The 22,166-nt window shown below is 65.8% G+C and carries 21 protein-coding genes and 1 pseudogene; 14 read left to right on the top strand and 8 right to left on the bottom strand.

Going from position 1 to position 22,166, the window contains the following annotated elements; all coding sequences use genetic code 11:
* Positions 1–75 precede the first annotated feature (75 nt).
* Entirely contained in the window at positions 76–903 is an 828-nt protein-coding gene (locus EJ067_RS03445) for an aldo/keto reductase (RefSeq protein WP_126084684.1), read from the top strand.
* Positions 904–911: 8 nt separating this feature from the next.
* On the opposite strand, the gene EJ067_RS03440 is transcribed toward EJ067_RS03445, so the two are convergent.
* Positions 912–2,996 (bottom strand): alpha/beta fold hydrolase, encoded by a 2,085-nt coding sequence (locus EJ067_RS03440; RefSeq protein ID WP_126084683.1) that lies wholly within the window; start codon positions 2,994–2,996, stop codon positions 912–914.
* A 168-nt stretch (positions 2,997–3,164) separates the two neighbouring features.
* On the opposite strand from EJ067_RS03440, the gene EJ067_RS03435 reads away from it, so the two are divergent.
* Entirely contained in the window at positions 3,165–3,416 is a 252-nt protein-coding gene (locus EJ067_RS03435) for a hypothetical protein (protein ID WP_126084682.1), read from the top strand.
* 53 nt (positions 3,417–3,469) lie between these two features.
* Here EJ067_RS03435 and EJ067_RS03430 read toward each other — a convergent pair.
* Positions 3,470–3,742 (bottom strand): annotated as a pseudogene (locus EJ067_RS03430) (hypothetical protein).
* A 213-nt stretch (positions 3,743–3,955) separates the two neighbouring features.
* Between EJ067_RS03430 and EJ067_RS03425 the strand changes: the two are divergent.
* From EJ067_RS03425 to EJ067_RS03405, 5 genes are all read left to right on the top strand, one after another.
* Entirely contained in the window at positions 3,956–4,954 is a 999-nt protein-coding gene (locus EJ067_RS03425) for a LacI family DNA-binding transcriptional regulator (protein ID WP_126084681.1), read from the top strand.
* Between the two features lie 216 nt (positions 4,955–5,170).
* Complete coding sequence (locus tag EJ067_RS03420) at positions 5,171–5,962, top strand: 3-methyl-2-oxobutanoate hydroxymethyltransferase (protein ID WP_126084680.1); 792 nt, start codon at positions 5,171–5,173, stop codon at positions 5,960–5,962.
* Positions 5,963–5,970: 8 nt separating this feature from the next.
* Positions 5,971–6,978, top strand: a complete 1,008-nt coding sequence (locus tag EJ067_RS03415; protein ID WP_126084679.1) for a sterol desaturase family protein — start codon at positions 5,971–5,973, stop codon at positions 6,976–6,978.
* Between the two features lie 165 nt (positions 6,979–7,143).
* Positions 7,144–8,085 carry a sugar ABC transporter substrate-binding protein gene (locus EJ067_RS03410; protein WP_126084678.1) on the top strand — a complete coding sequence of 314 codons (942 nt, stop codon included), beginning with the start codon at positions 7,144–7,146 and terminating at the stop codon, positions 8,083–8,085.
* Positions 8,086–8,149: 64 nt separating this feature from the next.
* Positions 8,150–8,464: a MocE family 2Fe-2S type ferredoxin gene (locus tag EJ067_RS03405; RefSeq protein ID WP_126084677.1), complete on the top strand. Its 315-nt coding sequence runs from the start codon at positions 8,150–8,152 to the stop codon at positions 8,462–8,464.
* Positions 8,465–8,471: 7 nt separating this feature from the next.
* On the opposite strand, the gene EJ067_RS03400 is transcribed toward EJ067_RS03405, so the two are convergent.
* Positions 8,472–8,771 carry a hypothetical protein gene (locus EJ067_RS03400; protein ID WP_126084676.1) on the bottom strand — a complete coding sequence of 100 codons (300 nt, stop codon included), beginning with the start codon at positions 8,769–8,771 and terminating at the stop codon, positions 8,472–8,474.
* A gap of 186 nt (positions 8,772–8,957) precedes the next feature.
* Here EJ067_RS03400 and EJ067_RS03395 point away from each other — a divergent pair, with 186 nt between their 5' ends.
* From EJ067_RS03395 to EJ067_RS03385, 3 genes are all read left to right on the top strand, one after another.
* Entirely contained in the window at positions 8,958–9,857 is a 900-nt protein-coding gene (locus tag EJ067_RS03395) for a VOC family protein (RefSeq protein WP_126084675.1), read from the top strand.
* 46 nt (positions 9,858–9,903) lie between these two features.
* Positions 9,904–10,506 carry a sulfotransferase family protein gene (locus EJ067_RS03390; RefSeq protein ID WP_126084674.1) on the top strand — a complete coding sequence of 201 codons (603 nt, stop codon included), beginning with the start codon at positions 9,904–9,906 and terminating at the stop codon, positions 10,504–10,506.
* 126 nt (positions 10,507–10,632) lie between these two features.
* Positions 10,633–12,006, top strand: a complete 1,374-nt coding sequence (locus EJ067_RS03385; RefSeq protein WP_126084673.1) for an amidase family protein — start codon at positions 10,633–10,635, stop codon at positions 12,004–12,006.
* Between the two features lie 73 nt (positions 12,007–12,079).
* Here the strand turns inward: EJ067_RS03385 and EJ067_RS03380 are convergent, their stop codons facing one another.
* The 3 genes from EJ067_RS03380 to EJ067_RS03370 all read right to left on the bottom strand — a co-directional run bounded on the left by EJ067_RS03380 (position 12,080) and on the right by EJ067_RS03370 (position 15,541).
* Positions 12,080–14,299 carry a diguanylate cyclase gene (locus EJ067_RS03380; protein WP_126084672.1) on the bottom strand — a complete coding sequence of 740 codons (2,220 nt, stop codon included), beginning with the start codon at positions 14,297–14,299 and terminating at the stop codon, positions 12,080–12,082.
* A gap of 195 nt (positions 14,300–14,494) precedes the next feature.
* Positions 14,495–15,226: a DUF2270 domain-containing protein gene (locus tag EJ067_RS03375; RefSeq protein WP_126084671.1), complete on the bottom strand. Its 732-nt coding sequence runs from the start codon at positions 15,224–15,226 to the stop codon at positions 14,495–14,497.
* A gap of 108 nt (positions 15,227–15,334) precedes the next feature.
* Positions 15,335–15,541, bottom strand: coding sequence for a hypothetical protein (locus tag EJ067_RS03370; RefSeq protein WP_126084670.1), 207 nt, complete (start codon positions 15,539–15,541; stop codon positions 15,335–15,337).
* Positions 15,542–15,830: 289 nt separating this feature from the next.
* Between EJ067_RS03370 and EJ067_RS03365 the strand changes: the two genes are divergently transcribed.
* Positions 15,831–18,119: a cation:proton antiporter gene (locus EJ067_RS03365; protein ID WP_126084669.1), complete on the top strand. Its 2,289-nt coding sequence runs from the start codon at positions 15,831–15,833 to the stop codon at positions 18,117–18,119.
* Positions 18,120–18,214: 95 nt separating this feature from the next.
* Positions 18,215–18,781: a GNAT family N-acetyltransferase gene (locus EJ067_RS03360; protein ID WP_126084668.1), complete on the top strand. Its 567-nt coding sequence runs from the start codon at positions 18,215–18,217 to the stop codon at positions 18,779–18,781.
* A gap of 333 nt (positions 18,782–19,114) precedes the next feature.
* On the opposite strand, the gene EJ067_RS03355 is transcribed toward EJ067_RS03360, so the two are convergent.
* Positions 19,115–19,750, bottom strand: a complete 636-nt coding sequence (locus EJ067_RS03355) for an ankyrin repeat domain-containing protein (RefSeq protein WP_126084667.1) — start codon at positions 19,748–19,750, stop codon at positions 19,115–19,117.
* 203 nt (positions 19,751–19,953) lie between these two features.
* Here EJ067_RS03355 and EJ067_RS03350 point away from each other — a divergent pair, with 203 nt between their 5' ends.
* On the top strand, positions 19,954–20,490 hold the full coding sequence (locus tag EJ067_RS03350; protein ID WP_126084666.1) for a GNAT family N-acetyltransferase: 537 nt from the start codon (positions 19,954–19,956) through the stop codon (positions 20,488–20,490).
* A 14-nt stretch (positions 20,491–20,504) separates the two neighbouring features.
* On the top strand, positions 20,505–20,798 hold the full coding sequence (locus EJ067_RS03345) for a DUF1330 domain-containing protein (RefSeq protein ID WP_126084665.1): 294 nt from the start codon (positions 20,505–20,507) through the stop codon (positions 20,796–20,798).
* Positions 20,799–20,847: 49 nt separating this feature from the next.
* Here the strand turns inward: EJ067_RS03345 and EJ067_RS03340 are convergent, their stop codons facing one another.
* Positions 20,848–22,056: an MFS transporter gene (locus tag EJ067_RS03340; RefSeq protein ID WP_126084664.1), complete on the bottom strand. Its 1,209-nt coding sequence runs from the start codon at positions 22,054–22,056 to the stop codon at positions 20,848–20,850.
* Positions 22,057–22,166 lie beyond the last annotated feature (110 nt).

Below are 22,166 nucleotides of genomic sequence, written 5' to 3'. Positions count from 1 at the left end.
CGCGTCATCGACTCGCATTCATGAATGCGCAGCCTAGATAGAGCGGGGCAAAACACCGTGCAGAAGGACATCCGCATGCCAGGACAGCTGACATTGAACGACGGCTCAACCATTCCCCAGATCGGACTTGGCGTGTGGCAGGTCGATCCGGATGTCACGTCACAAGTCGTGCGCTGGGGGATCGAGGCCGGCTATCGCCTGATCGACACCGCCGAGGGCTACCGCAACGAGGAAGGCGTGGGCGAGGCGATCCGCGCCGCCGGCGTGCCGCGGTCGGAACTGTACATCACCTCGAAGCTGCGCAACGGCGGCCACCAGCGCGATGCGGCGCTTCGCGCCTTCGACGACACGATGCAGAAGCTCCGCATCGACCAGATCGACCTGTTCCTCATCCACTGGCCGGTGCCCAGCCAGAACAAATATGTCGAGGCCTGGAAAACGCTGGTCGAACTCAAGCAAGCCGGCCGCATCAAGTCGGTAGGGGTGTCGAACTTCAACCAGGATCATCTGGAGCGCATCATCGGTGAAACCGGCGTGACTCCCGTCGTCAACCAGATCGAATTGCACCCGCGCTTCCAGCAGCGGGACAAGCGCGACTTCCATAAGAAGCACAACATCCATATCGAGAGCTGGAGCCCGCTGGGCAGCGGCCGGCTGCTCGCCGACCCGACGCTTGCAGCGATCGCGAAGAAGCACGGCAGGTCGGTGGCGCAGGTCATCATCCGCTGGCACCTGCAGGAGGGGCTGATCGTCATCCCGAAATCGATCCGCCAGGACCGCATCGCCGGTAATTTCGACGTCGGTTTCGAGCTGGACAGCGAGGACATGCAGACCATCCGCGGGATGGATTCGGGCGACGGCCGCACCGGGCCTGATCCGGCGACTGCGGCGTTCTTGTTCTAGAACGAAGGTCAGAGGCCTGGCGGGCCTCCGGTGACGGCGAAATACTGGAGCGCGCCAGGCAGGCCGCTGGCTTTCATCTCGCCTTGTTCTCCGAAGGTGAGGCCGGAGCCGACGACCAGGTCGCGCATCGTTCGCGACGCGATGATCTGGCCCGGCCGCGCATGCTCCAACAGCCGCGACGTGACCTCGATAGCGATGCCGGAAAAATCCGCGCCGCGCGCCTCGCACTCGCCGATGTGAATCGCCGCGCGAACCTCGAGGCCGCATGGCTTCAGGCGGCCGGCGATCGCCATCGCGCAGTGAATCGATCGGGTCGGCCGCTGGAACACGGCAAGCAGCCTGCCGCGCGACCGCCTGATCTCGGTGCCGCCGCCAAGCAGCAATTCGTCGCGAACGATGTCCGCATGGTCGGAAGCTTTCGCGCCCTCGGCCGCGCCGTCGATGGCGAGCGCCAGCACCGATACGAGCACTCGCTCTCCGGGCGAAGGGGGCAGCGCACCGGTAACGAAAGCCCTGATCTCGTCGACGAGGCCGTCGCTGTCCTCGCCCCATATCACGTGATCCCTGCCGGCAAGCTCGACATATCTGGCGCCTTCGATATGCGTCGCCAGATAGCGTCCTTCTTCCGGTTTCACCCAGCGGTCGCCGGTCCTCTGCAGCACCAGCGTCGGGACATGGATCGCCGGCAGGATGTCGCGCACGTCGATCTCGGTGCCCCAGCGCCAGAGCGCGATCGCGTCGGCCGGCGAGGCTGAATTCCTGAGATAGGCGGCGAACCACTCACGCTCGACCATGTTTTCGATCAGGCTGGGCGCGGCGTTGCGCATGTCGGCGGGCTCGCCCCATTGTCGTTCGACGGTGTCGATATCCTGTTGCACCTCATCGACGGTTCTCGCCCAGGGGTAATCCTTCGACCATGTGCCCCTGGCGTAAGCTCCAGTGAGCACCAGCGCTGCGGTGCGCTCCGGATAGGTGGCGGCAAACAGGAGGCACATCGGTCCGCCTTCGGAGCTGCCAAACAGCGCCGTGCGATTGGAGCCGACATCGTCCAGCACGGCGCGTACGTCTTCCATGCGCTGCTCCAAGGTCGGCAGGCCGACATTGCGGTCGGAGAGGCCGGTGCCGCGCTTGTCGATACGGATCAGGCGCGAGAAGGAGCCAAGCCGCTTCAGCACATGCGCGAAGCGCGGCGACGCCCAGGCAAGGTCGAGATTGGAGACCCAGCCCGGCACGTAGACGAGGTCGACCGGCCCGTCGCCGGTCACCTGGTAGGCGATGTTGACGCCCGACGATTTGACATAGTGGGTTGGCGGCCGCTTGGGCTCGGGTTCGGCGCCCGAAGCCGAGGGCCGGGCAGGCGACGCGGTGCGGCGGGCGCGCAGGTCCTCGTGCAAGTTCCGGGTTTCGGCTTCCGGCATCAGCCGCAGCTCGCGCTGCAACGCCTCGCGGCAGAGCTCATATTGCTTCAGCGCGAGGTTGATGCGCCCCTGCGCCGCGTAGCTTCGCATCAGGGCGCGATGGGCGTCCTCGCGCAGCGGCTCCATCGCCAGCAGCCGCATGGCGGCCCGTATGCAGGAAGCGGTATCACCGGCAGCCGTGTAGTGATTGATCAGCCTGTCCAGCGCGGACACGACGATCGCCCGCAGGCGCTCGCGCTCGACCCGCAGCCATTCCTCGAACGGCTCTTCCCGCAGGCTGAGGCCGTCGAGCAGGTCGCCGCGATAGACGCCAACGGCTTGTTCGAGGTCTTCAGGCGCGGAACTCGCCGCCAGCGCCTCGAACCGCGCCACGTCGAAGTCGAAATCGTCGAGATGCAGCGCGATGTTTGCGCCCTCGGTCAGGAAGCGGCCGCCGCCGGTGACGCTCATCGCCTTGCGGACGGACGACACAGCCTGCCTCAGGCTCATCCGCGCCTGGGTCTCGCCATTGAGGCTCCAGAGCAGCGCCGCCAGCTTCTCGCGCGACTGCGCCTGGCCGGCCTGCAGCGCAAGATAAGCCACCATGCCGCGCGCCTTGCGGCTGAAGGCGGGAGCCGTTGCCCCGACACCGGTAAAGTCGAAACCACCCAGCAGGTGAAGATGCGGCGCCGTCATCGGAAGCCACCCCGACCCATGATCGGGGCAATTCTTTCGCTTAGCTGTCGCTAATTCAACCGAGATTTCTCGCCGCAGCGCTTTTCACGATTTGATCACGCTGGTTGCCACGCCTTCCTCACGGCGCTGTCGCACAGTTGTCGAAACATGAGATGTGGGAGAGCTGCTATGGCACTGCTTCACCTGACCGACTGGCCCTTTCGACAAGGCGACATTTCCCGGCGCGCTGACAAGACGCCGGCCACGGCTCGCCACGACATCGCCCTGGCGCGTTATCTGGAGCGGCAGCGAGCTTGCCGGCTGACGGCCATGTCCACCATGGACCTGGGAGGAGTCGTGCGTCGGCTTCTCGCACTGGCAACGCCGTTCGTATCAATACTGTCCACCGGCGTGTTGAAAGAGCATTTGCGCCGCCGCTGAACTCTGGACGCGCCTAACCTTCTCCTGATGAGGGAGAAGGAGAGGGCGCTCGCCTACGCCTTCGATTCCACCACGATTACCAGCGACTCCGGTACCACGCCGTCATGGGCCATCGCGTCCGCGGCCGCCTAGCTCTGCATCACGGCCGAGAGCTTGTCCATGTCCGGTACGTCCATCATCACCGCCACGCGTTTTGGGTTCTGCGGGTCGACGAAGGTGCGGATATTGGTGATCCCGAGCGGGCCGAACAGCTCCTCGCGCTTGGGCGATGTGAGCCAGTGGTTCACATCTTTGCTGATGTCGTGATAGCCGATGATCGTTGGCATTTGAGACCCTCCCAAGGTGACGTCGGCGGGTCGACATCGACCGCCTTGGCTGCGATCCGTATGGCCTCGAATGAGCGCCGCTTTATGCGGGCTGTCAATTAGTATTTTCTAATATGTCGCTGGCGAGATTGGCGGCTTCGGCGAGCCGGTCCACCTTCTCCGACAAGGGGAGAAGGGCTACGCTCGCGCCGACACACCTCGGGAGCCCCGCCCATTCCCAAGCCAACCTTCCTCGAAATCGCCCGTCGCGCCGGCGTCGGCACGGCCACCGTCGAGCGCGTGCTGAACGGCAGGGGCGGGGTGCGGCCGCAGACCGTCGAGAAGGTGGTGGCGGCGGCGCGCTCGCTCGATTATCCGCGCCGGCTGCCGGAGGCGCATCGCGGCGTCATCCGCATCGAGGTGATCCTGGTCAGGCCGGACGCGACCTTCTTCGCCAGGCTGTCGCGCGCGTTCGAGCGCATCGCCGCGACGCTCGACCGCACGATTGCCGTCCACCGCACTTTTCTCGACGAGGCCAACCCGGCGGCGATCGCCAAACGCATCCTCGAACCGGGGATGCGGCGCGCCGCGCTCATCCTCGCCGTGCCCGACCATCCGCTGGTCAGCGCGGCCTTGCGAAAGCTCGAAGCGGAAAACATCCCGACGGTGCAGATCGTCACGCAGATCTCGCGCACCAAGAGCACCTATGTCGGCATCGACAACTATGCCGCCGGCCGCATGGCGGGGTTGTTGATGGCGAAGATGCAGCGGCGGCCGGGCAAGGTGGTCGCGATCTGCCACAGTCAGATTTATCGCGTCCATCGCGACCGCGTGCGCGGCTTCTTCGACTACCTGATCGAGCAAGGGCAGGACTTCGAGCCCATCGCCGCTTTGTTCGGCTTCGACGACGGCGACCGCAACGCCGAGCAGCTTCACGAAGCGCTGAAGCGCTGGCCGGACCTTGCCGGCCTCTACAATGCCGGCGGCGCCAACACCGCGTTGAACGAGGTGTTGCGCAAGCACGGTCGCGACATCTTCTTTGTTGGCCATGAGCTGACCGAGCGCAGCACGCGGGCCTTGCGCGACGGCACGATGGACGTCGTGCTCGACCAGGCGCCGGAGGCGCAGGCGCGCCGCGCCATCGACCTAGTGCTGGCAGGGCTCAACCTGCACGACCTGCCGGTCGACAACCCGCCGATCCGCTTCGTCACCTTCACCGCCGAGAATCTCTGATCTGACTTGATCAAGGAACCGCGAGCCTTTGCCGCGAGCGCGGTGCTAACTCGCCGGTGACCGGGAGACGATCGGCGCAGGCATTCTCCCCCTCATCCGGCCGCCGCGCAGCACCGGCGCCGGCGGCATCCTCTTCTCGCGGGAAGAGGTGGCAATCCGGGTGAGGGGGAGCTTTTCCAACCGCCATCGATCCGCCCGCGAACGGGAGGAACATCGGTGACGAGACGGCTGACGGCCTACGACCTGCAAAGCGCCAAGGGCAGCCGCAAATGGCTGCAACTGCATGTCGACACGCCGGTCGAGGCCGCCGCAGCGGTCGCCTGCGGCATCGCCATCCTCTCCTGCGAGCCCGACCACAATCTCGAAGCCATCCGCCTGGCGGCGCCTCACGCCTTCCTCTCCGTCGGCATGCCGCATGGGGCCGTCGCCTCGCCCGATGAGGCGGTGCGGCTGGGCTTCGCCATGATGAAGCGCGGCGCCGATGCGGTCTATTCATCGCATTCGCCGCGCTTCATCGAGGCGATGGCGGCCGAGGGCATCCCGGTCACCGGCCATGTCGGCCTGGTGCCCAACCGTGCCACCTGGACGAATTTCCGTGCCGTTGGTCGCACCGCCGAGGAAGCCTTCAAGGTTCTGCGCGCTGCAAAGGATCTTGAAAATGCGGGCGCCGCCTGCATCGAGGTCGAGGTGGTGCCGGTAAGGCTCGCCGAGCACATCACCCGCTCGACGCCGCTGATCACCATGGGCATGGGCTGCGGCAGCGCCTGCGACACGCAGTATCTCTTCTCCTGCGACGTGCTGGGCACCCATGCCGGCCACTATCCGCGCCACGCCAAGCGCTACGCCGACTTCGTCACGCTGGAGGCCGAACTGCAGGAAAAGCGCATCGCGGCTTTCCGCGCCTTCGGCCGCGACGTCGCCGAAGGCGCCTATCCGGAAGCGAAGCACCAGGTGGACATGGACGATGCCGCCTACGACCGCTTCCTCACCCTCGCACAGTCCTTGTGAGATCAGCCATGGACGATCTTCGATACGGCACGCGCAACAAAAGGGGCGACTGGGCTCCGATCGAACCGGCCGGCACCGCGCCGCTTTTCGTCTTTCCGCCGCGCCCGCTGGCGGTGCTGAAATGGCTGCCGGGTTATTTCCTGCCCTACAACCTGCTGTTCGCGCTTTCGGCGGTGGCGTGGTGGCGCTTCGTGCTGCCCGACGTCGAGGTGATGAAGACGCTCTCCGTTGGCTGGATCCTGCGTCTCTTCATCGTCAACTGCGCGGCGCTGCTCGTCTTCTTCGGCGCCTTCGAGCTTCGACTCTACATTTTGAGAGCCCAGGGCAACCGCTTCAAATACAACGGCAAATGGCCTTCGGAGCAGAAGAGCAAGGCCTTCTTCTTCGAGAACCAGAACATCGACAACATGCTGCGCACCTTCGGCACCGGCATGCCGATCTGGACCGCGATCGAGGTGGCGATCCTCTATGCCTACGCCAATGGCTACGTGCCGTGGCTGACCTTCGCCGCGCATCCGGTCTACCTGTTCTGCCTGGCGCTGGTGGTGCCGATCATCCACGAGACGCATTTCTTCCTGCTGCATCGGGCGATCCACTGGGGTCCGCTCTACAAATGGGTGCATTCGGTGCACCACAATTCGGTCAATCCGTCGCCCTGGTCGTCGCTGTCGATGCATCCGGTGGAGCAGCTCGGCTATCTCGGCGTCGCTCTCTGGCACCTGATCATTCCGTCGAACCCGCTCATGGCGCTCTATCAGTTCCACTATGCCGGCTTCGGCGCCATTCCAGGTCATGTCGGTTTCGACAAAGTCGAACTGACCGAGGACAGAGCCGTCGATAGCCACGCCTACATCCACTACCTCCACCACAAATATTTCGAGGTGAACTACGGCGACGGCCTGATCCCGTTCGACCGCTGGTTCGGCACCTTCCACGACGGCAGCAAGGACGGCGAGGCGCGCATGCAGGCCCGCTACGAGAAGAAGAAGGCGCGCGCCAACGCCGCCGCCAAATGACGCCGACAGACCGCCGGATGAACGGCTTCGGCCGCCCACCCAGTGAGAAGGCCTGCGGCCTTCCACCCAGTGAGGAGGCCTGCGGCCTTCCACCCGAGCCATCCCGAAAGGGCCGGAAAATCAGAAGCGGAGTGAGCCGGCGCTCCAGTCCAAGGGAGGAACCCCGTGAAGAAGCTTCTCATCTCGACGGCTTTAGCTGTGCTGATGTCGACCAACGCCTTCGCCGCCAAACTCGGCGTCTCGATCGTCAATTTCGACAACAATTTCCAGACGCTTCTGATGCACGGCATGCAGGACCGCGCCAAGGAAAAGGGTGTCGACATCCAGGTCGAGGACGCGCAGAATGACGTCGCCAAGCAGCTCGACCAGGTCAAGAACTTCATCGCCAGCGGCGTCGACGCCATCATCGTCACGCTGGTCGACACCAACGCCTCCAAGACCATCAGCGAGGAAGCGGCCAAGGCCGGCATTCCGCTGGTCTTCGTCAACCTCGAGCCGGTCGACATGGCGAATCTGCCGGAAAAGCAGGTTTATGTCGGCTCGAACGAGGTCGAGTCCGGCACGCTGGAAGCCTTCGAGGTGTGCAAGATGCTGCGCGCCAGGGGCAAGTCGGCCGGCGCTACGGCCTACATCGTCATGGGGAGCCTGGTGCATCAGGCGGCGCTGCAGCGCACCAAGGATGTCGAGCAGGTCTTTTCGACCGACATGTGCAGCTTCATCAAGGTCACCGACAAGCAGTCGTCGGAATGGTCGCGCGACAATGCGCAGAACCTGATGACCAACTGGCTGACCGCCGGTCCGGCGCCCGACGCCGTCATCGCCAACAATGACGAATCCGCCATCGGCGCCATCCTGGCGCTGAAGGCCAATGGCGTCGACATGAAGAATGTCGTGGTCGGCGGCATCGACGCCACGCAGGACGGGCTGCAGTCGATGAAGGCCGGCGAGCTCTCGGTTACGGTGTTCCAGAACGCCAAGGGGCAGGGCGGCGGCGGGGTGGATGCGGCGCTTGCTTTAGCCAAGGGCGAGAAGGTCGACCGCGTCGTCTACGTGCCCTTCGAGCTGGTGACGCCGGCGAACGCGGCGGAGTACCTCGGCAAGAACTGATCGCAGGGCTGGGCCTCCGGGGCATCCCGCAGGCCCGCCGCAATCGAACTCACAGGTAGGAAAAATGACCGGCTGGATCAGGGCCTGCGGCCTCGACGACATCGAACTGGAAGGCGCCCGCCGCTTCGACCACGGCGGCAGGACCTATGCCATCTTCCGGTCGCCGGACGACGAGGTGTTCTGCACCGACGGACTCTGCACGCATGAGGCGGTGCACATCGCCGATGGCCTGGTTATGGATTACGAGGTCGAATGCCCAAAACATTCCGGCGCATTCGACTACCGCACTGGAGCGGCAAAACGCCTGCCGCCATGTATAAATCTGCGGACCTATCCGGCGAAGGTGGAGGCGGGGGAAGTGATGGTGGAGGTGGGGTGAGGCGCGCCTAAATCCCCTCGCCATCCACCAGCGGCACATCCTCGCCCTCCCAGGGGCTCGGCATCGATCCCCGCCCTGCCGACGGCAGCGGCATCCAGCATCTCAGCTCCGGCTCGGCATATTCGACCACGCGTCCGGGCGAAGAGTCCGACGCACGCCAGCCTTCCGCGCCGAACTGGTCGGCGCGCGACCAGTAGGCCATGTCGACCTCGGCCGGTCCCTGCTCGGACGAGCGCACCGTCACCAGGATGCGGCTGCCGTCCCGCGGCGCGCTCGCCATGTTGCGCCAGTGGTCGGTCTCGTCCATGGGAAATCCTCCTGACTGAGCAATTCAGGGAAAACCGTGCAGCGGTTTCTCATTCGGAATTGCGTAAAACAAACTGCCTTTTGACAATAGTCGCCGCCCGCCGGGAAGGGGTCAACCCGAACTTGGCGCAAGACAGAAATATCGTTCAGAGCTAATATGTTCCCGACCGCAATCGGATAGACGACGATGGACGAAGGATTGCTGTCTCAAGCCACCCGCCTCGGGCCGGTCCATCTCAAGGTGACCGATATCCCGGCGGCTTTGATCGTCTGGCGCGATACCCTTGGACTCGAACCGATGGGCGAGAACGACGCGACCGCGGAGCTAGGCGCCGGCGGCAGGACGCTGATCGTGCTCCATGCCGGAGCGCAGACGCCGCTGCCGCAGAAATCGCGCGATCTCTTCCATGTCGCCATCCATGTGACGACGCGGCGCGACCTCGCCCACGCGGCCGCCCGCCTCAAGGCGTCGGGCCTGAGATACAGCGCCCAGGACCATCTGATCTCGGAATCGCTCTACGTTTCCGACCCGTCCGGCAACGGCATCGAGATCTGCTTCGACACGCCGGAGCGCTTCCTTCGCCGGGAGGTATCGGCCGATGGCCGCGTGACGCTGATCGCCGCCGACGGCAGCGCGCATTCCGGGCTCGAGGCGCTGGACGTCCCGGGCCTGCTGCGCGATCTCGGCAATTCCGGCCACGTCGAGCAGAGGATCGCCGAGGACGCCTTCATCGGCCACATCCACATGCGCGCCCGCGCGCCGGAGGAACTGATGAAATTCTATGTCGGCGTGCTCGGCTTCCGCCCGCACATCCAGTCGAGGACCTTCGGCATGTTCGACTGCGGCACCGGACGCCGGCCCCATATGGTAGCCTTCAATATCTGGGCGCGCGAGGAGCTGCGCGAGCCGCCGCCGGGTGCGGCCGGCCTCGACTGTTTCACGGTCGAGCTCGCGTCGGCGGAGGAGCTTGCGGCGGTGGCGCTGAGGCTCGCCGCCGCCGGCGCGCCATCGAAAAACATCGGTGGTGCCGTCGAGACCGCCGATCCGGAGGGCAATCTCTTGCGGATCGTGGTTCAGGAAGGTTGATCGCGCCGCAGCCGACCCATCGGGGAGGACAGAGGGAGGAGGGGAAATGTCGATCAGGGTGATAGGGACCGGCTTTGGCCGAACCGGCACGGATTCGATGCGCGAGGCGCTGACGATGCTCGGCTTCGGGCCGTGTCATCACATGTCGGAGGTGATGGCACATGACGAGCAGAAGCGGCTTTGGCGGGCGCTCGCCAAGGGCGCCGCGCCGGATTGGGACCGGCTCTTCGCCGGTTACAAATCCTGCGTCGACTGGCCGTCAGCGCATTACTGGCGCGAGCTGATCGCAGCCTACCCGCACGCGCGCGTCATCCTCACCTGGCGCTCGCCGGAAAGCTGGTGGGAGAGTTTCGCAAAGACCATCCTGCCGGCCATCGCCGACAGCCAGGATCAGGAGTCGCTGGGCATTTCGCTGGTCTCAAGACAGGTCTTCGGCGGGCAGGCGGATGATCGCGCGCACGCGATCGCTACCTACGAGGCCAATGTCGAGGCGGTGCTCGACACCGTGCCGGCCGAGCGCCTGCTGGTCCACAAGCTCGGCGACGGCTGGGAACCGCTCTGCGCCCATCTCGGTGTCCCGGTGCCGGCCGAGCCCTATCCGAACCGCAACACCACGAAGGAGTTCCGCACGGCGCTTTCGTTGAAGTGAGGGAGCAGGGGAGTAGGGGAGTACGCGAATAGGGGAATGGGAGCCAAGTGCGCGTCCACGCAATCTGTTCTCCCTACTCCCTTACTGCCGTACTCTCCTACTCCCTTCCATCGGGAGAATAGCGATATGAGCCACTCCGACACCACCTTCCTGACCGCCGGCGAGCTGTCGGCGGCGATCCGCGAGCGGCGCGTCAGCGCCGTCGAGGCGATGGAGGCGCAGCTTGCCCGCATCGAGCTGGTCAATCCGCTCCTAAACGCCATCGTCACCCTCGACGAGGAAGCTGCCCGCGCCGGAGCGGAGGCCGCCGATCAGGCGCTTGCGCGCGGCGAAGCCGTCGGTCCGCTGCATGGCGTGCCGGTCACGCTGAAGGACGGCCATGCCACCGCCGGCATGCGCACCACTGTCGGCCTGGAGGCCTTTGCCGACCACGTTCCGGCGACGGACAGCACCATCGCTGCGCGGCTGCGCCAGGCCGGCGCGATCATCATCGGCAAGACCAACGTGCCGCCGCGCCTGCGCGACCTGCAGACGGTCAACCCGATCTTCGGCCGCACCGTCAATCCGTGGGACGTCACCCGCACGCCGGGCGGCTCCAGCGGCGGCGCGGCGGCCGCGGTCGCCGCCGGGCTGGTGCCGCTGGAGATCGGCAGCGACGCCGGCGGTTCGATCCGCGTGCCGGCGCATCTCACCGGCATCTACGGCTTCATGCCGACCGAGGCGACCGTGCCGGCCACCGGCAGCTATGCCGATCAGCCCGACATGCCGCGCAGCTTCCGCCTGTTGTTCGGTATCGGGCCCTTGGCCCGCGACGTCGATGACCTCATCCTCGCGCACCGCATCATCGCCGGCGCCGACGGCATCGACACCGAAGTTCCGCCTGTGACGACGGACGAAGCGCCGGAGCCGCCGCTCGGGCAGCTCCGGGTGGCTTTCGCGCCGGAATTCCCGGGCGTGCCGACCGCGTTCGACATCGCCGAGGCAATTGCAGGCTTCGCCGGCGCCATCGAGGTCGGGGGAGCGCGCGTGCGGGAGGCCCTGCCGCAGCATGATTTCGTGGCGGAAAGGGCGCTGTTGTCCGATCTCATCACCTGGTACTCGCAGGCCTTCCGGCAGCGCGAAGCCTTGCCCTCGCTGGCTGCCTATCTCGAGGCGCTCAACCGGCGCGACGAATTCATCCACGCCTGGGAGCGCTTCTTCGACGATTGGGACGTGCTGGTCTGCCCGGCGATGATGTGCACCGCATTCCGCCACCGCGAGACGGGGGCGCCGATCCCCGTCGACGGCGTCGAGGCGCCGTACTGGAGCGCGCTCAGTCACGCCTGCCGCTTCAACCTGACCGGGCATCCGGCCGTCGTCATCCCGATCGGCCTCGACCGCGAGGGCCTGCCGATCGGGGCCCAGCTCGTCGGCCGCCGCCATTCGGATATGAAGCTACTGGCAGTCGCCAAGGCGCTGGCGCGGCTTACCGACGGCTTCGTCAGGCCGCCGGGATTGTAAAGCAGGCGGCGCTCCGGGGTTCATCGCCGACCGCATGGCAAGTAGCCCGATCGGCCCCGCGCTGCCGGCGGCCTCAGCCCTTGACGTCCGCGCCCGATTTCTTCGACGGCACCAGCTGGATCGCGGGGCGCTCGCCCGGCGGAGTGTTCCTGGCCACGACCACGCGGTCGCGGCCCTCTGCCTTGGCGTCGTATTGCGCGTGGTCGGCGGCGTTGGTGAGCTCGGCCCAGCCCGCGCCATGCTCAGGATAGGCTGCGACGCCGAACGAGGCCGTCACGGTGCCCAGCGTGCGGCCGCGATGCGCCAGATGCAGATTCTTGATCGCCTGTCGCAGCGTTTCAGCGCGCTCGGCGCCCTCCTCGAGCGAGCATCCCGGCATGACGAGCGCAAATTCCTCGCCGCCGTAGCGCGACACCACATCGCTGTCGCGCGCATGCTCGATCAACGTCGCCGCGACCTGCTTCAGCACGAGGTCCCCGGCCTCGTGGCCGAACGTGTCGTTGAACTGCTTGAAGTGATCGACGTCGAGCATGATGATCGCCAGCGGCTGGTTCGAGCGCTCCGTGCGCCTGAGTTCGCGGCTGCTGGTTTCCTCCAGATAGCGCCGGTTGAACAGGCCGGTGTTCGGATCGCGGATCGATTGCTGCCTGAGCGTCTCGCGCAGGCGCAAATTGGCCAGCGCCAGCGCCAGCGTGTCGACGACGCCGCGCAGGATCTGCTGCCGCTCTGTGAGCCATTGCGGCTTCTCGGCTGCGTTCGGCTCGCACAGATGCAGGATGCCCAGCGTCTCGCCCTGCGCCGCCAGCGGCATGCAGACATAGCCCTTCTTGCCGTTCTCGGTGATGTGAGCGCAGCGCGGCGTCAGCACTCCCGGCCCGGCGACATGCTCCTGGCCGCGCCGCAGCGCCCAGCAGTCTTCCGGCGCGAACTGGTTGACGCTCGAGCGGACATCGCCCCAATGCGCCATCTCCTCGACTAGGTTGCGCGAGGCGCTGGTCAGATGCACGCTGCCGCTTAAGCCCCCGAGGAATTCCGTCATCGCCGTGCCGACCACCGAGAAGGCCTCGGGGAAGGTCACGCAGGCCTGCAGCAATTCGCCGAGCTTGACCAGCCGGGCTGTGGTTTCCGACTTCTCGTGCAGCTCGCGATTGAGGATGGCGAGCTGATCGGCGCGCTCGTTGACGACCCCTTCGGCGCGGCGCAGCTCGCTGATGTTGTTAAGCGTAAGCACCAGGCCACCCTCGGACTGGCTCAGCGGGCTGCAGCTGGCGATGACGGGCATTTGCGAGCCGTCCGATTTGGTCAGGCGCACTTCGCCCTGGTGTTGGCGCCCGGTGGCTAGTGCCATCTCGACGGGAGACATCCCGCTGGCGAAGTCGCCGCCGCGCGGATCGTGAAGCTTCAGCGCCTCGTCCCATTGCTGCCCGACGATCTTGTCGGCGCGCCGGCCGATCATGGTTGTCGCGGCGGGGTTGACGCTGGCGATGCGGCCGTCGCCGTCAAGCACCGCGATGCCCTCGGCCACCGTGTCGACGATGTCCTCGATATGCGCCCGCGCCGATGCGAGCTGGTCGGCCATCGTGTTGAAACCGTCGGCCAACTGCCCGAACTCGTCCTTGCGCCCATGGCTAATGCGCATCATGTCGTTGCCCTGCGCCAGCGCCTCCATGCCGCGCATCATGTCCTTGAGGCCGGAGCCGAAACGGCTGAGCAGCACCCAGGCGAAACCCGCCGCGACCAGCATGGCGGCGGCGGTGCTGAGGCCGATCAGCCAGAGCAGGCCATTGGTGCGCTGTTCTGAGGCGTTCACCACCGGGTCATATTCGAGGAGCACGGCGCCGATGATCGCGTCCTCGCCCTGTTCGATCGGAACGGCCAGTATGGCGTTCAGTTCATTCGGATCGATGAACCGGCGCGGGATGCCGTCTTGCAGTGTCTGGCCGACCTCGTTGGCGGGGTCGTGGTTGAATTTCTCGCCGGCCTTGTGCTCCTCGTCGGCGGCATGGGCGACTATTACCTTGTTGCGGTCGACGACGATGAAGTCCCGCTGCGAGCGGCGATGCTGCTGCTCCAGGAATTGCTTCAATGTCTCGGGCCGCTCGAGCAGCGGCGACGTGCCGTCGGACGGCTTGAAGACGATGGTGTCGGCGAGCTCGCGCGCGACATTGGTCGCTTCGGTCAGACCCAGAAGTCTGGTCGCCGTCATCTGCGTGAAGACCGCGACGCCGCCAACCAGCCCGATCAGCGCCGCGGCACTGACCATGCTGAGGATGATCTGACTCTTAATGCGCACCGCATGGCCCTGCAGGCAACAGCGCTTTTCTGGTTGCGGATCCAGGCCTGTCTCTCATCCGTCGTCTTTTATTACCAAATGCTTATCAACGTGCTAACGGCGGCGCGGCCCTGAGGTTGTCCCGGCAGGCATCGGCGTGCGCTTTGCTTCTTCGAAAGCTGTGGCTGATTTGAAAAAAGTTGCGGCTTTCGCCGCTCACACATGCACGTCGCCGAACGAAAGCTCGCCGTCGTCGGCGCTGATCAGGAAAGCCGCGGCGAGCATGCCGACATAGAACACCGCCACACCGCACACCACCACGACGCCGGGGATCGGCCCGAGCGTCGCCACCCGGAATGTGTCGAGGAGTGACGCGCCGAAGCCGATGGGTGAGCCTTCGCGCGCCAGGCTTGGCGTGGTGATCTTGAGCACCCAGGCGAGCATCAGGATCGTGTACATGAAGACGTAGTTGCGGCGCAGCCGCCGGACCAGCGCCGCGCGCTGCGAGATGAGGAAGCGCGGCGAGCGCAGGCCCTCGCCAAGGATCGCCAGCCAGTTGGAGGCGAAATCCGGCTGCGGCGAGAAGATCTGCGCGAAGTAGTAGCGCTCGAACTGGCGCACCCGCGCCCGGTAGACGTCGAAGAAGCGGTAGCGGCGCGCTTCGATCCACAAAAGCAGCGTGATCAGCAGCATGGCGAAGAGCAGCACGCCGTGGTGTGCGGAGGGCGTCGACAGCGATACAGACAGCATTGCCGCCACCACCGTTATCGACCAGTTGCTGGTGCGGTCGAGCCGGTCGCGCCAGCCGGCCATGCGCGCGATCTCGGCGCGGTGGAAATGCGACATGGTGGTAGCGAATTCGGAAGACGTCAGCTTCAGCGCGAATGCGTCGGACCCTCGCGGCGCAGCGGCCGCCTCGGCTGGCTTTATGGTCTGGACCTGTGACATTCCCCTTGCCACGTGCCTCCCGCCGTGGCCGGCCGAACAAGCCGGCCACACCCCATATAGCATAATGTGCGGCCGGCAAAAATGTTCCCGCCGCTAAGGCGGATAAAGTCAGGATGCGATGGGAGGCAGCGCTCGCTTTGAAGCAGCCGGAAATGGCACCACTTCGGCCTCGGGCCTGGCATATTGGGCGGTCGCTACCGCTTCGATCACAAGGTCGAGCGCCGCAAGCGCCATGCGGCTGGTTTCGTCGTCGCCGCGAAGATAGTGGCAGGCCCTGTCGAGGTGCAGGTGCGCGGCGGCAAAGTCGCTTTTCATTAGCTTCTCCTTATTGCCCGCCTTGTATCGACCATGCGCGAGTCGCTTTACCCAAACGCAAACATCCACAATCGCATTTGAATAGAATTGTCGCGAACCTTCCTCGTCCCCGCAAAGCGGGAAGAGGTGTCCGCGAAGCGGGCGGAGAGGGTCGGTCGTAGGGCGCTCCTTTCTCCGTCTCGGCTTTGCCGAGCCACCTCTCCTCCACTATCGTAGGGGCGAGGAAAGGCCGTGCAACCGATGGATATGCGAAACCGTTATCGCCAAGCATAATCGAGGGGTGCAGAAATTGTCCTTCCTACCCAATCGGCGCTGGACGATTGCGCTTGGCGCCGCGTCGCTCTTTTTGACGCCGGCCGTCGCCTTCGCCGCCGAAAAGAGCGGCATGTCCAGCGAAGGCATCTTCGTTCTCGAAGTGATCCTGCTGCTCGTCGTCGGCCGCGGCATCGGCGAACTTCTGGAACGCCTCGGCCAGCCAGCGGTGATGGGGCAGTTGCTCGGCGGCATCCTGCTCGGACCCTCGCTGCTCGGCTGGCTGTGGCCCGAGGCCGAGCGGCTGGTCTTTGCCGGCGACGCCGCGCAGAAATCGATGATCAACGCCATCGCCCAGCTCGGCATCCTGATGCTTCTGCTGCTGACCGGCATGGAGACGGATCTGCGGCTGGTGCGCCGGGTCGGCCGTGCCTGCTTTTCCATTTCCGCCGCCGGCGTCGCCGTGCCGTTCGTGCTGGGGTTCGTCGCTGCGCAATTCATGCCGGAGACATTGCTCGCCGCCGGCAGCGAGCGCGTCGTTGCCGGGCTTTTCCTCGGCACGGCGCTGTCGATCTCCTCGGTCAAGATCGTCGCCATGGTGGTGCGCGAGATGAACTTCATGCGCCGCGACCTCGGCCAGGTCATCGTCTCCTCGGCCATCATCGAGGACACGATCGGCTGGGTGATCATCGCCATCACCATCGGTATCGCCACGCATGGCCGCATCGAGGCGGGCAGCCTCGCCTTTACGCTTGCCGGCGTCGCCCTCTTCATGGGCTTTTCCTTCACGCTCGGCCGCCGCATCGTCTTCGACGCCATCCGCTGGACCAATGACACTTTCCGCTCCGAATATGCGGTGGTCACCGTCATCCTCGCCATCATGGGCGCCATGGCTTTAATCACCGACCTGATTGGCGTCCACACCGTGCTCGGCGCCTTCGTTGCCGGTATTCTGGTCGGCGAGTCGCCGATCCTGTCGCGCCACATCGAGGGGCAATTGCGCGGGGTGATCACAGCGCTCTTCATGCCAGTCTTCTTCGGCGTCGCCGGGCTCTCGGCCGATCTCACCGTGCTCGCCGACCTCGAACTCGCCCTGCTCACGGTGGCGCTGGTGGCGATCGCCAGCGTCGGCAAGTTCGGCGGCGCCTTCATCGGCGCCGAAGCGGCCGGCATGAGCCGCGCCGAGGGCATCGCGGTCGGCTGCGGCATGAACGCGCGCGGCTCGACCGAGGTCATCGTCGCCTCGATCGGCCTGTCGATCGGCGTGCTCTCGCACAACCTCTTCACCATGATCCTCACCATGGCCGTCATCACCACTTTGGCCATGCCGCCGACGCTGCGCTGGGCGCTCGGCCGGCTGCCGGTAGGCGAGGCCGAGAAGAAGCGGCTGGAGCGCGAGGAGATCGACCAGCGCGGTTTCATCGCCAACCTGGAGCGGATCCTGGTGGTGGTCGACGAGGGCGTGGTCGGCCGGTTCGCCGCCTACCTTGCCGGCGTGATCGGCGCCGGCAAGCCGATGACGGCGCTGCATGCCAGCGGCGAAAGCGAAGCCGAGCCCGGCGAGGCGGCGCATCTCGATGAGATCGAGAAGGGCGCCGAGGAGGGCCGCGAGGCGGCGAGGCAAGCCGACGAGGAGCCGGCGCATGAGACGCCGCTCATGCGCCGCCGGCACGATGCCCCGCTCTCGGCCGAGGCGGTCGCCAGGGAAGCGCGCAAGGGCTATGGCATGCTGTTGATCGGTCTCGGACGCGCCGTGACTTCGAAAGGCAGCTTCTCGCATCGCCTGAACGAGATCGCCGGCGCCTTCGACGGCCCGCTCTGCCTGGTGCTGAAGCCGACGGGCGCCGGCCGGCATATGCCGAGGCTCGGCCACCAGTCGGGCCGGATCCTGGTGCCGGTCAACGGCACGTCGGTCGCCCGCCGTGGCGCCGAGCTGGCGCTTTCCATCGCCGCCGTGACCGGCGCGCCGGTCAAGATGCTCTATGTTGCGCGGGTCGCCCGTGACGAGCCGCGTGACACGGTTTCGCATCGCCGCAGGGAGGCTGTGCTGAAGGACATTGTCGCGCTTGCCGACCGCTATGGCGTCGAGATCGAGACAGCCATCCGCTCGCGGGCCGCCGCCGCCGACGCCATCGCCCGACAGGCCGGCAGGAACGTGGCGCTGATCGTCATGGGCGTGGCGCGGCGGCCGGGCGACGAGCTCATCTTCGGCGAAACGACGAGCGGCGTGCTGCAACGTTGCCCGTGCCCCGTGGTGCTGGTCTCCGACGCGCGCCTGCGCCGCGACGACGAGGGCAGGGAGGCGCTGAGGTCGGGGACGGGGTGAGGGGCAGGCGATTGACCAATCTCCTCCACGAGGGGGAGATCGGCAGCTTCGACGCCCGCCCAAAATCAGTTATCCTCGGCGCTCGGAGGTCGGCGATGAGCTTCAGCACAAAACCGCTCGACGAAACCAGCTGGCCGCATTTCGCCGCGCTGGTCGAACGGCACAATGGCGTGTGGGGCGGCTGCTGGTGCATGGCCTTCCATGCCAAGGGCGTTGGCGCCGCCGGCAACCGCGACGCGAAGCAGGTGTTGGTGCGCGAGGGCCGGGCGCATGCCGCGCTCGTCTTCGACGGTCCGGCCTGCGTCGGCTGGTGCCAGTTCGGCCCGACCGCCGAATTGCCGCGCATAAAGCACCGGCGCGCCTATGAGGAAGGGCTGGCGGCGCTGCCCGACTGGCGCATCACCTGCTTCTTCTCCGACAAGGCTCTTCGTGGCAAGGGCGTGGCCGCGGCGGCCCTTGCCGGCGCGCTGACCGAGATCGGCCGTCTCGGCGGCGGCACGGTGGAAAGCTATCCGGAAGATGCCGAAGGCCGGAAGGTCGCCGGCGCCTTCCTGCACAACGGCACGCTGGCGATGTTCGAAGCCCAGGGTTTCAGCCGCAACCGCCGGATCGGCAAGCATCGCTGGGTGGTGGAGAAGAGGGTGGCGGCGCAAAGCGGTTAGAGCAGTTCAGCGATTCATAGAATCGCCGAACCGTTCTAAGTATTTGTTTTTACGCAATTCCGGACGGAAAACCATTACACACTTTTCCTGGATTGCTCTAGCAGTTCCCACCCTCCAATTGCAGCGCCGTTGCGGAGGGCCGGCAGCCTGAGGGCACTGTCCTTCTGGCCATCACCGCCATCATTTGGCCGTGGCACGGTTCCTCTTTCGCTGTCGCCGGGCCGGCACGCGGCGCGGCTTGCAGTTGCCGCGCGCCCGTTCAAACCGCGGCGCGGTCATGTGCATGGGCGCTGCCGCTGTGGCGATCGCGCTACAATACTGAAGGCATCTCGCTCACTTGCCTTCGAAGAAAGCGTGGATCGCTGCGTCCAGCTTCCCGATGAGCTCAGCGTTGCGCGTGCTGCCGGCCCAGATCAGCGCGTTCAGCCGCATGTCCTTGTTGAGGAAGTTCACCTTGCGAGAGTCCAGCAGATACTCGGCGACTTCGTAGTGCCGTCCCTTGATGGCCTCTATGAGCGCGCTGTTGCGTCCCGTCTTGTCGGCCAGATTGACGTCCGCGCCATGCTCGAGGAGCAGCTTGACGACATCGAGATGGCCGTTCCTTGCCGCTTCGATCAGCGCCGTCCTGCCGTAATAGTCGGCGCGGGCGTTGATATCGATCCGGGGATGTCTCACCAGGGCCAGGATGCAGTCGTAGTGCCCCTTGGCGGCGGCCAGGCTCAAGGGCGTGCTCTTCCATCTGTTCCTGGAATTGACGTCGATTGCCGGGTGCGCAATCAGCGCCTCGAGCGCCGCCATACGGGCATTGTGAGCGGCGAGGTGCAGCGCCGACCAGCCGCCCTCGTCGGCCTGGTTGATGTCCGCCCCGGCGGCGAGTTCCGCGCGCACGGCCTCCGCGTCGCCTTTCTCGGCCGCGACCAGCAGGTTCGACCAGGTCCTGGCGTCTTCGGCTTCCAAGCTTGCCGTCACTGCAATGTTCCCCGGATCATGGTGCGTGCCGGCAAGTGGCCGGAACGCATCGGTTTGCGGCTTCCCTGGCAGAGGGTTTCACAGTAGCCGGCATCCGGCAAATGGATTTTCGCGCCAGCCAAGGCGTGGCTCCGCTCGGCCCTTGATCTGAGTGCACGCCAATATAACATAGCTCCATTCCAACGGCGCTTGGCGTTCCGCGAATGGCCGGCCAGGAGTTGCAGTACCGGACAGCGACCCGCGACGACATCGAAGGGATTTCGGCGCTGATGGCGCTGGCGATCGCCGAACTGCAAAAACCCTTCCTTGGTGACGCCCAGATCGAATCCAGCCGCGCCATCATGGGTCTCGACACCCAGCTGATCGACGACGGAACCTACTTCGTCGTGACCTGCCGACAAGCGCTTGCCGGCTGCGGCGGCTGGAGCCGGCGCGCCACCATGTATGGCGGCGACAAGACGCCCGGGCGCAGCGCCGCATTGCTCGATCCCGGCAGGGACGCAGCGCGCGTGAGGGCGATGTACACTCACCCCGATTTCGTGCGGCGCGGCGTTGGCCGCCTCATCCTTTCCGTCTGCGAAAACGCCGCGAGGAAGGAAGGCTTCCGCCGTGTCGAGCTCGGCGCGACGATGGCCGGAGAGCCGCTCTACCGGGCCTGCGGCTACCAGCTGGGCAAGAGGATCTTCGACGACACTGGCGGCGCGCCGGTGCCGATCCTGATGATGTGGAAGACGATTTGAGAGGGAGAGCTGCGATGTCCGCCTATCTGATTGCCGATGTCGAAATCACCGACATGGCCGTTTTCGACGAGTACAGGCGCGAGGTCCCGGCGACGGAGGCGCGCTATGGCGGGCGCTATCTTGCGCGCGGTGGCGCGACCAGGGTGTTCGAGGGCGACTGGGAACCGCACCGCCTGGTCATCATCGAATTTCCCGACATGGCTTCGCTCGCCGCCTGGTACGACTCGCCGGAATATGTGCGCCTGAAGGAAATCCGCTTCCGCAGCGCCCATACACGCATCATGGCCATCGAAGGGGTGTCGGCTTAGCCGTTTCGCTCGCCCCCGGTATAGCGGGGGCGAGCAACCCAGCTTCCGCTTACGCCATCTGCAGCCGCTGCCGGCTTGGCTGCGGCGGGAAGGCGATGGCGATGCCGGCGGCGCCGAGACCCACCAGCGCCGAGCCGATGAACAGCCAGGAATAGCTGGCATAGGCGTCGTAGATCATGCCGCCGGCCAAAGGCCCGAATGACATGCCGAGGCTGGAGAGCATGGTGGCGGCGCCGAGCACGGTGCCGATGATGCGTCCGCCGAAATATTCGCGCGCCAAGACCGCGTAGAGCGGCATGACGCCACCATAAGTGGCGCCGAAGATGACGGCCAGTATGTAGAAATGCTCCAGACGGCCGGCGCCGAGATAGGCGGCGATCACCAGGCCCTGAATGGCGAGTCCGGTGACCAGCACGGGCTTCACGCCCAGCCGATCGGCAAGCACGCCGTAAAGCAGGCGCCCGCCGAGCCCGGCAAGGCCCTCGACGCTGTAGATCGAGACGGCCGCCATCGGCGCCACGCCGCACGCCATCGCGTAGCTGACCATATGGAAGATCGGCCCGGAATGCGCTGCGCAGCAGGCAAAGAAAGTGAGGCCGAGGATCAGGAATTGCGGTGAACGCAGCGCCTGGCCGACGCTCAGGCCGGGATCATCGTTGGCAGGTCGTGGCGCGCCATCGGATGCCGCAGGCGCCGCCGGCGGCTGGCGCACCAGCAAAACGGCGGGCAGGAGAAGCACCCAGGCCATGACGCCGATGTCGAACATGGCGGTGCGCCAGTCATAGGCCGAGATCAGCCAGCGCGCGAAGGGCGAGATGGTCATCGGGGCCACGCCCATGCCAGCCGAGACCAGCGATACGGCAAGGCTGCGGTTGGTGTCGAACCAGGCGGTGGTGAGCGCGATCATCGGCGCGAAGAAGGCGCTGGCCGCAAGGCCCACGATCACGCCGTAGCTGAGCTGGAAGACCAGCAGCGAGTTGGCGCGGCTCGCCACCACCAGAGCGAGGCCAAGCAGCACCGCGCCGGCAAGCACGACGGGACGCGCCCCGACACGGTCATAGATCGAGCCCCAGGCGAAGCCGCCTACGCCCATCACGAGGAAATTCAAAGTCATGGCGCTGGAAATGCCGGCGCGCGACCATTGGGTGTCGAGCGACATCGGCTCGAGAAAGATCGCCAGCGAGAACATTGCGCCGAGCGCCACACAGGTCATCAGCGCGCCAGCCGCGACAATGACCCAACGATAGGAATGGTTCATGGTTCGTCTCCATGCCGTAAGGCATCCTGTTTGATGCGGCACGCTTTTGCCAGGTTCATCGTGCCGCTTGCGTCCGAAGGACGCCGCAGGAGAAGCCGATCCTACAATCT

This window comes from Mesorhizobium sp. M1D.F.Ca.ET.043.01.1.1 (genome assembly GCF_003952385.1).
GTDB lineage: Bacteria > Pseudomonadota > Alphaproteobacteria > Rhizobiales > Rhizobiaceae > Mesorhizobium.
The sequence above is the reverse complement of the archived record's forward strand: the minus strand, read 5'-3'. Positions and strand labels throughout refer to the sequence as shown.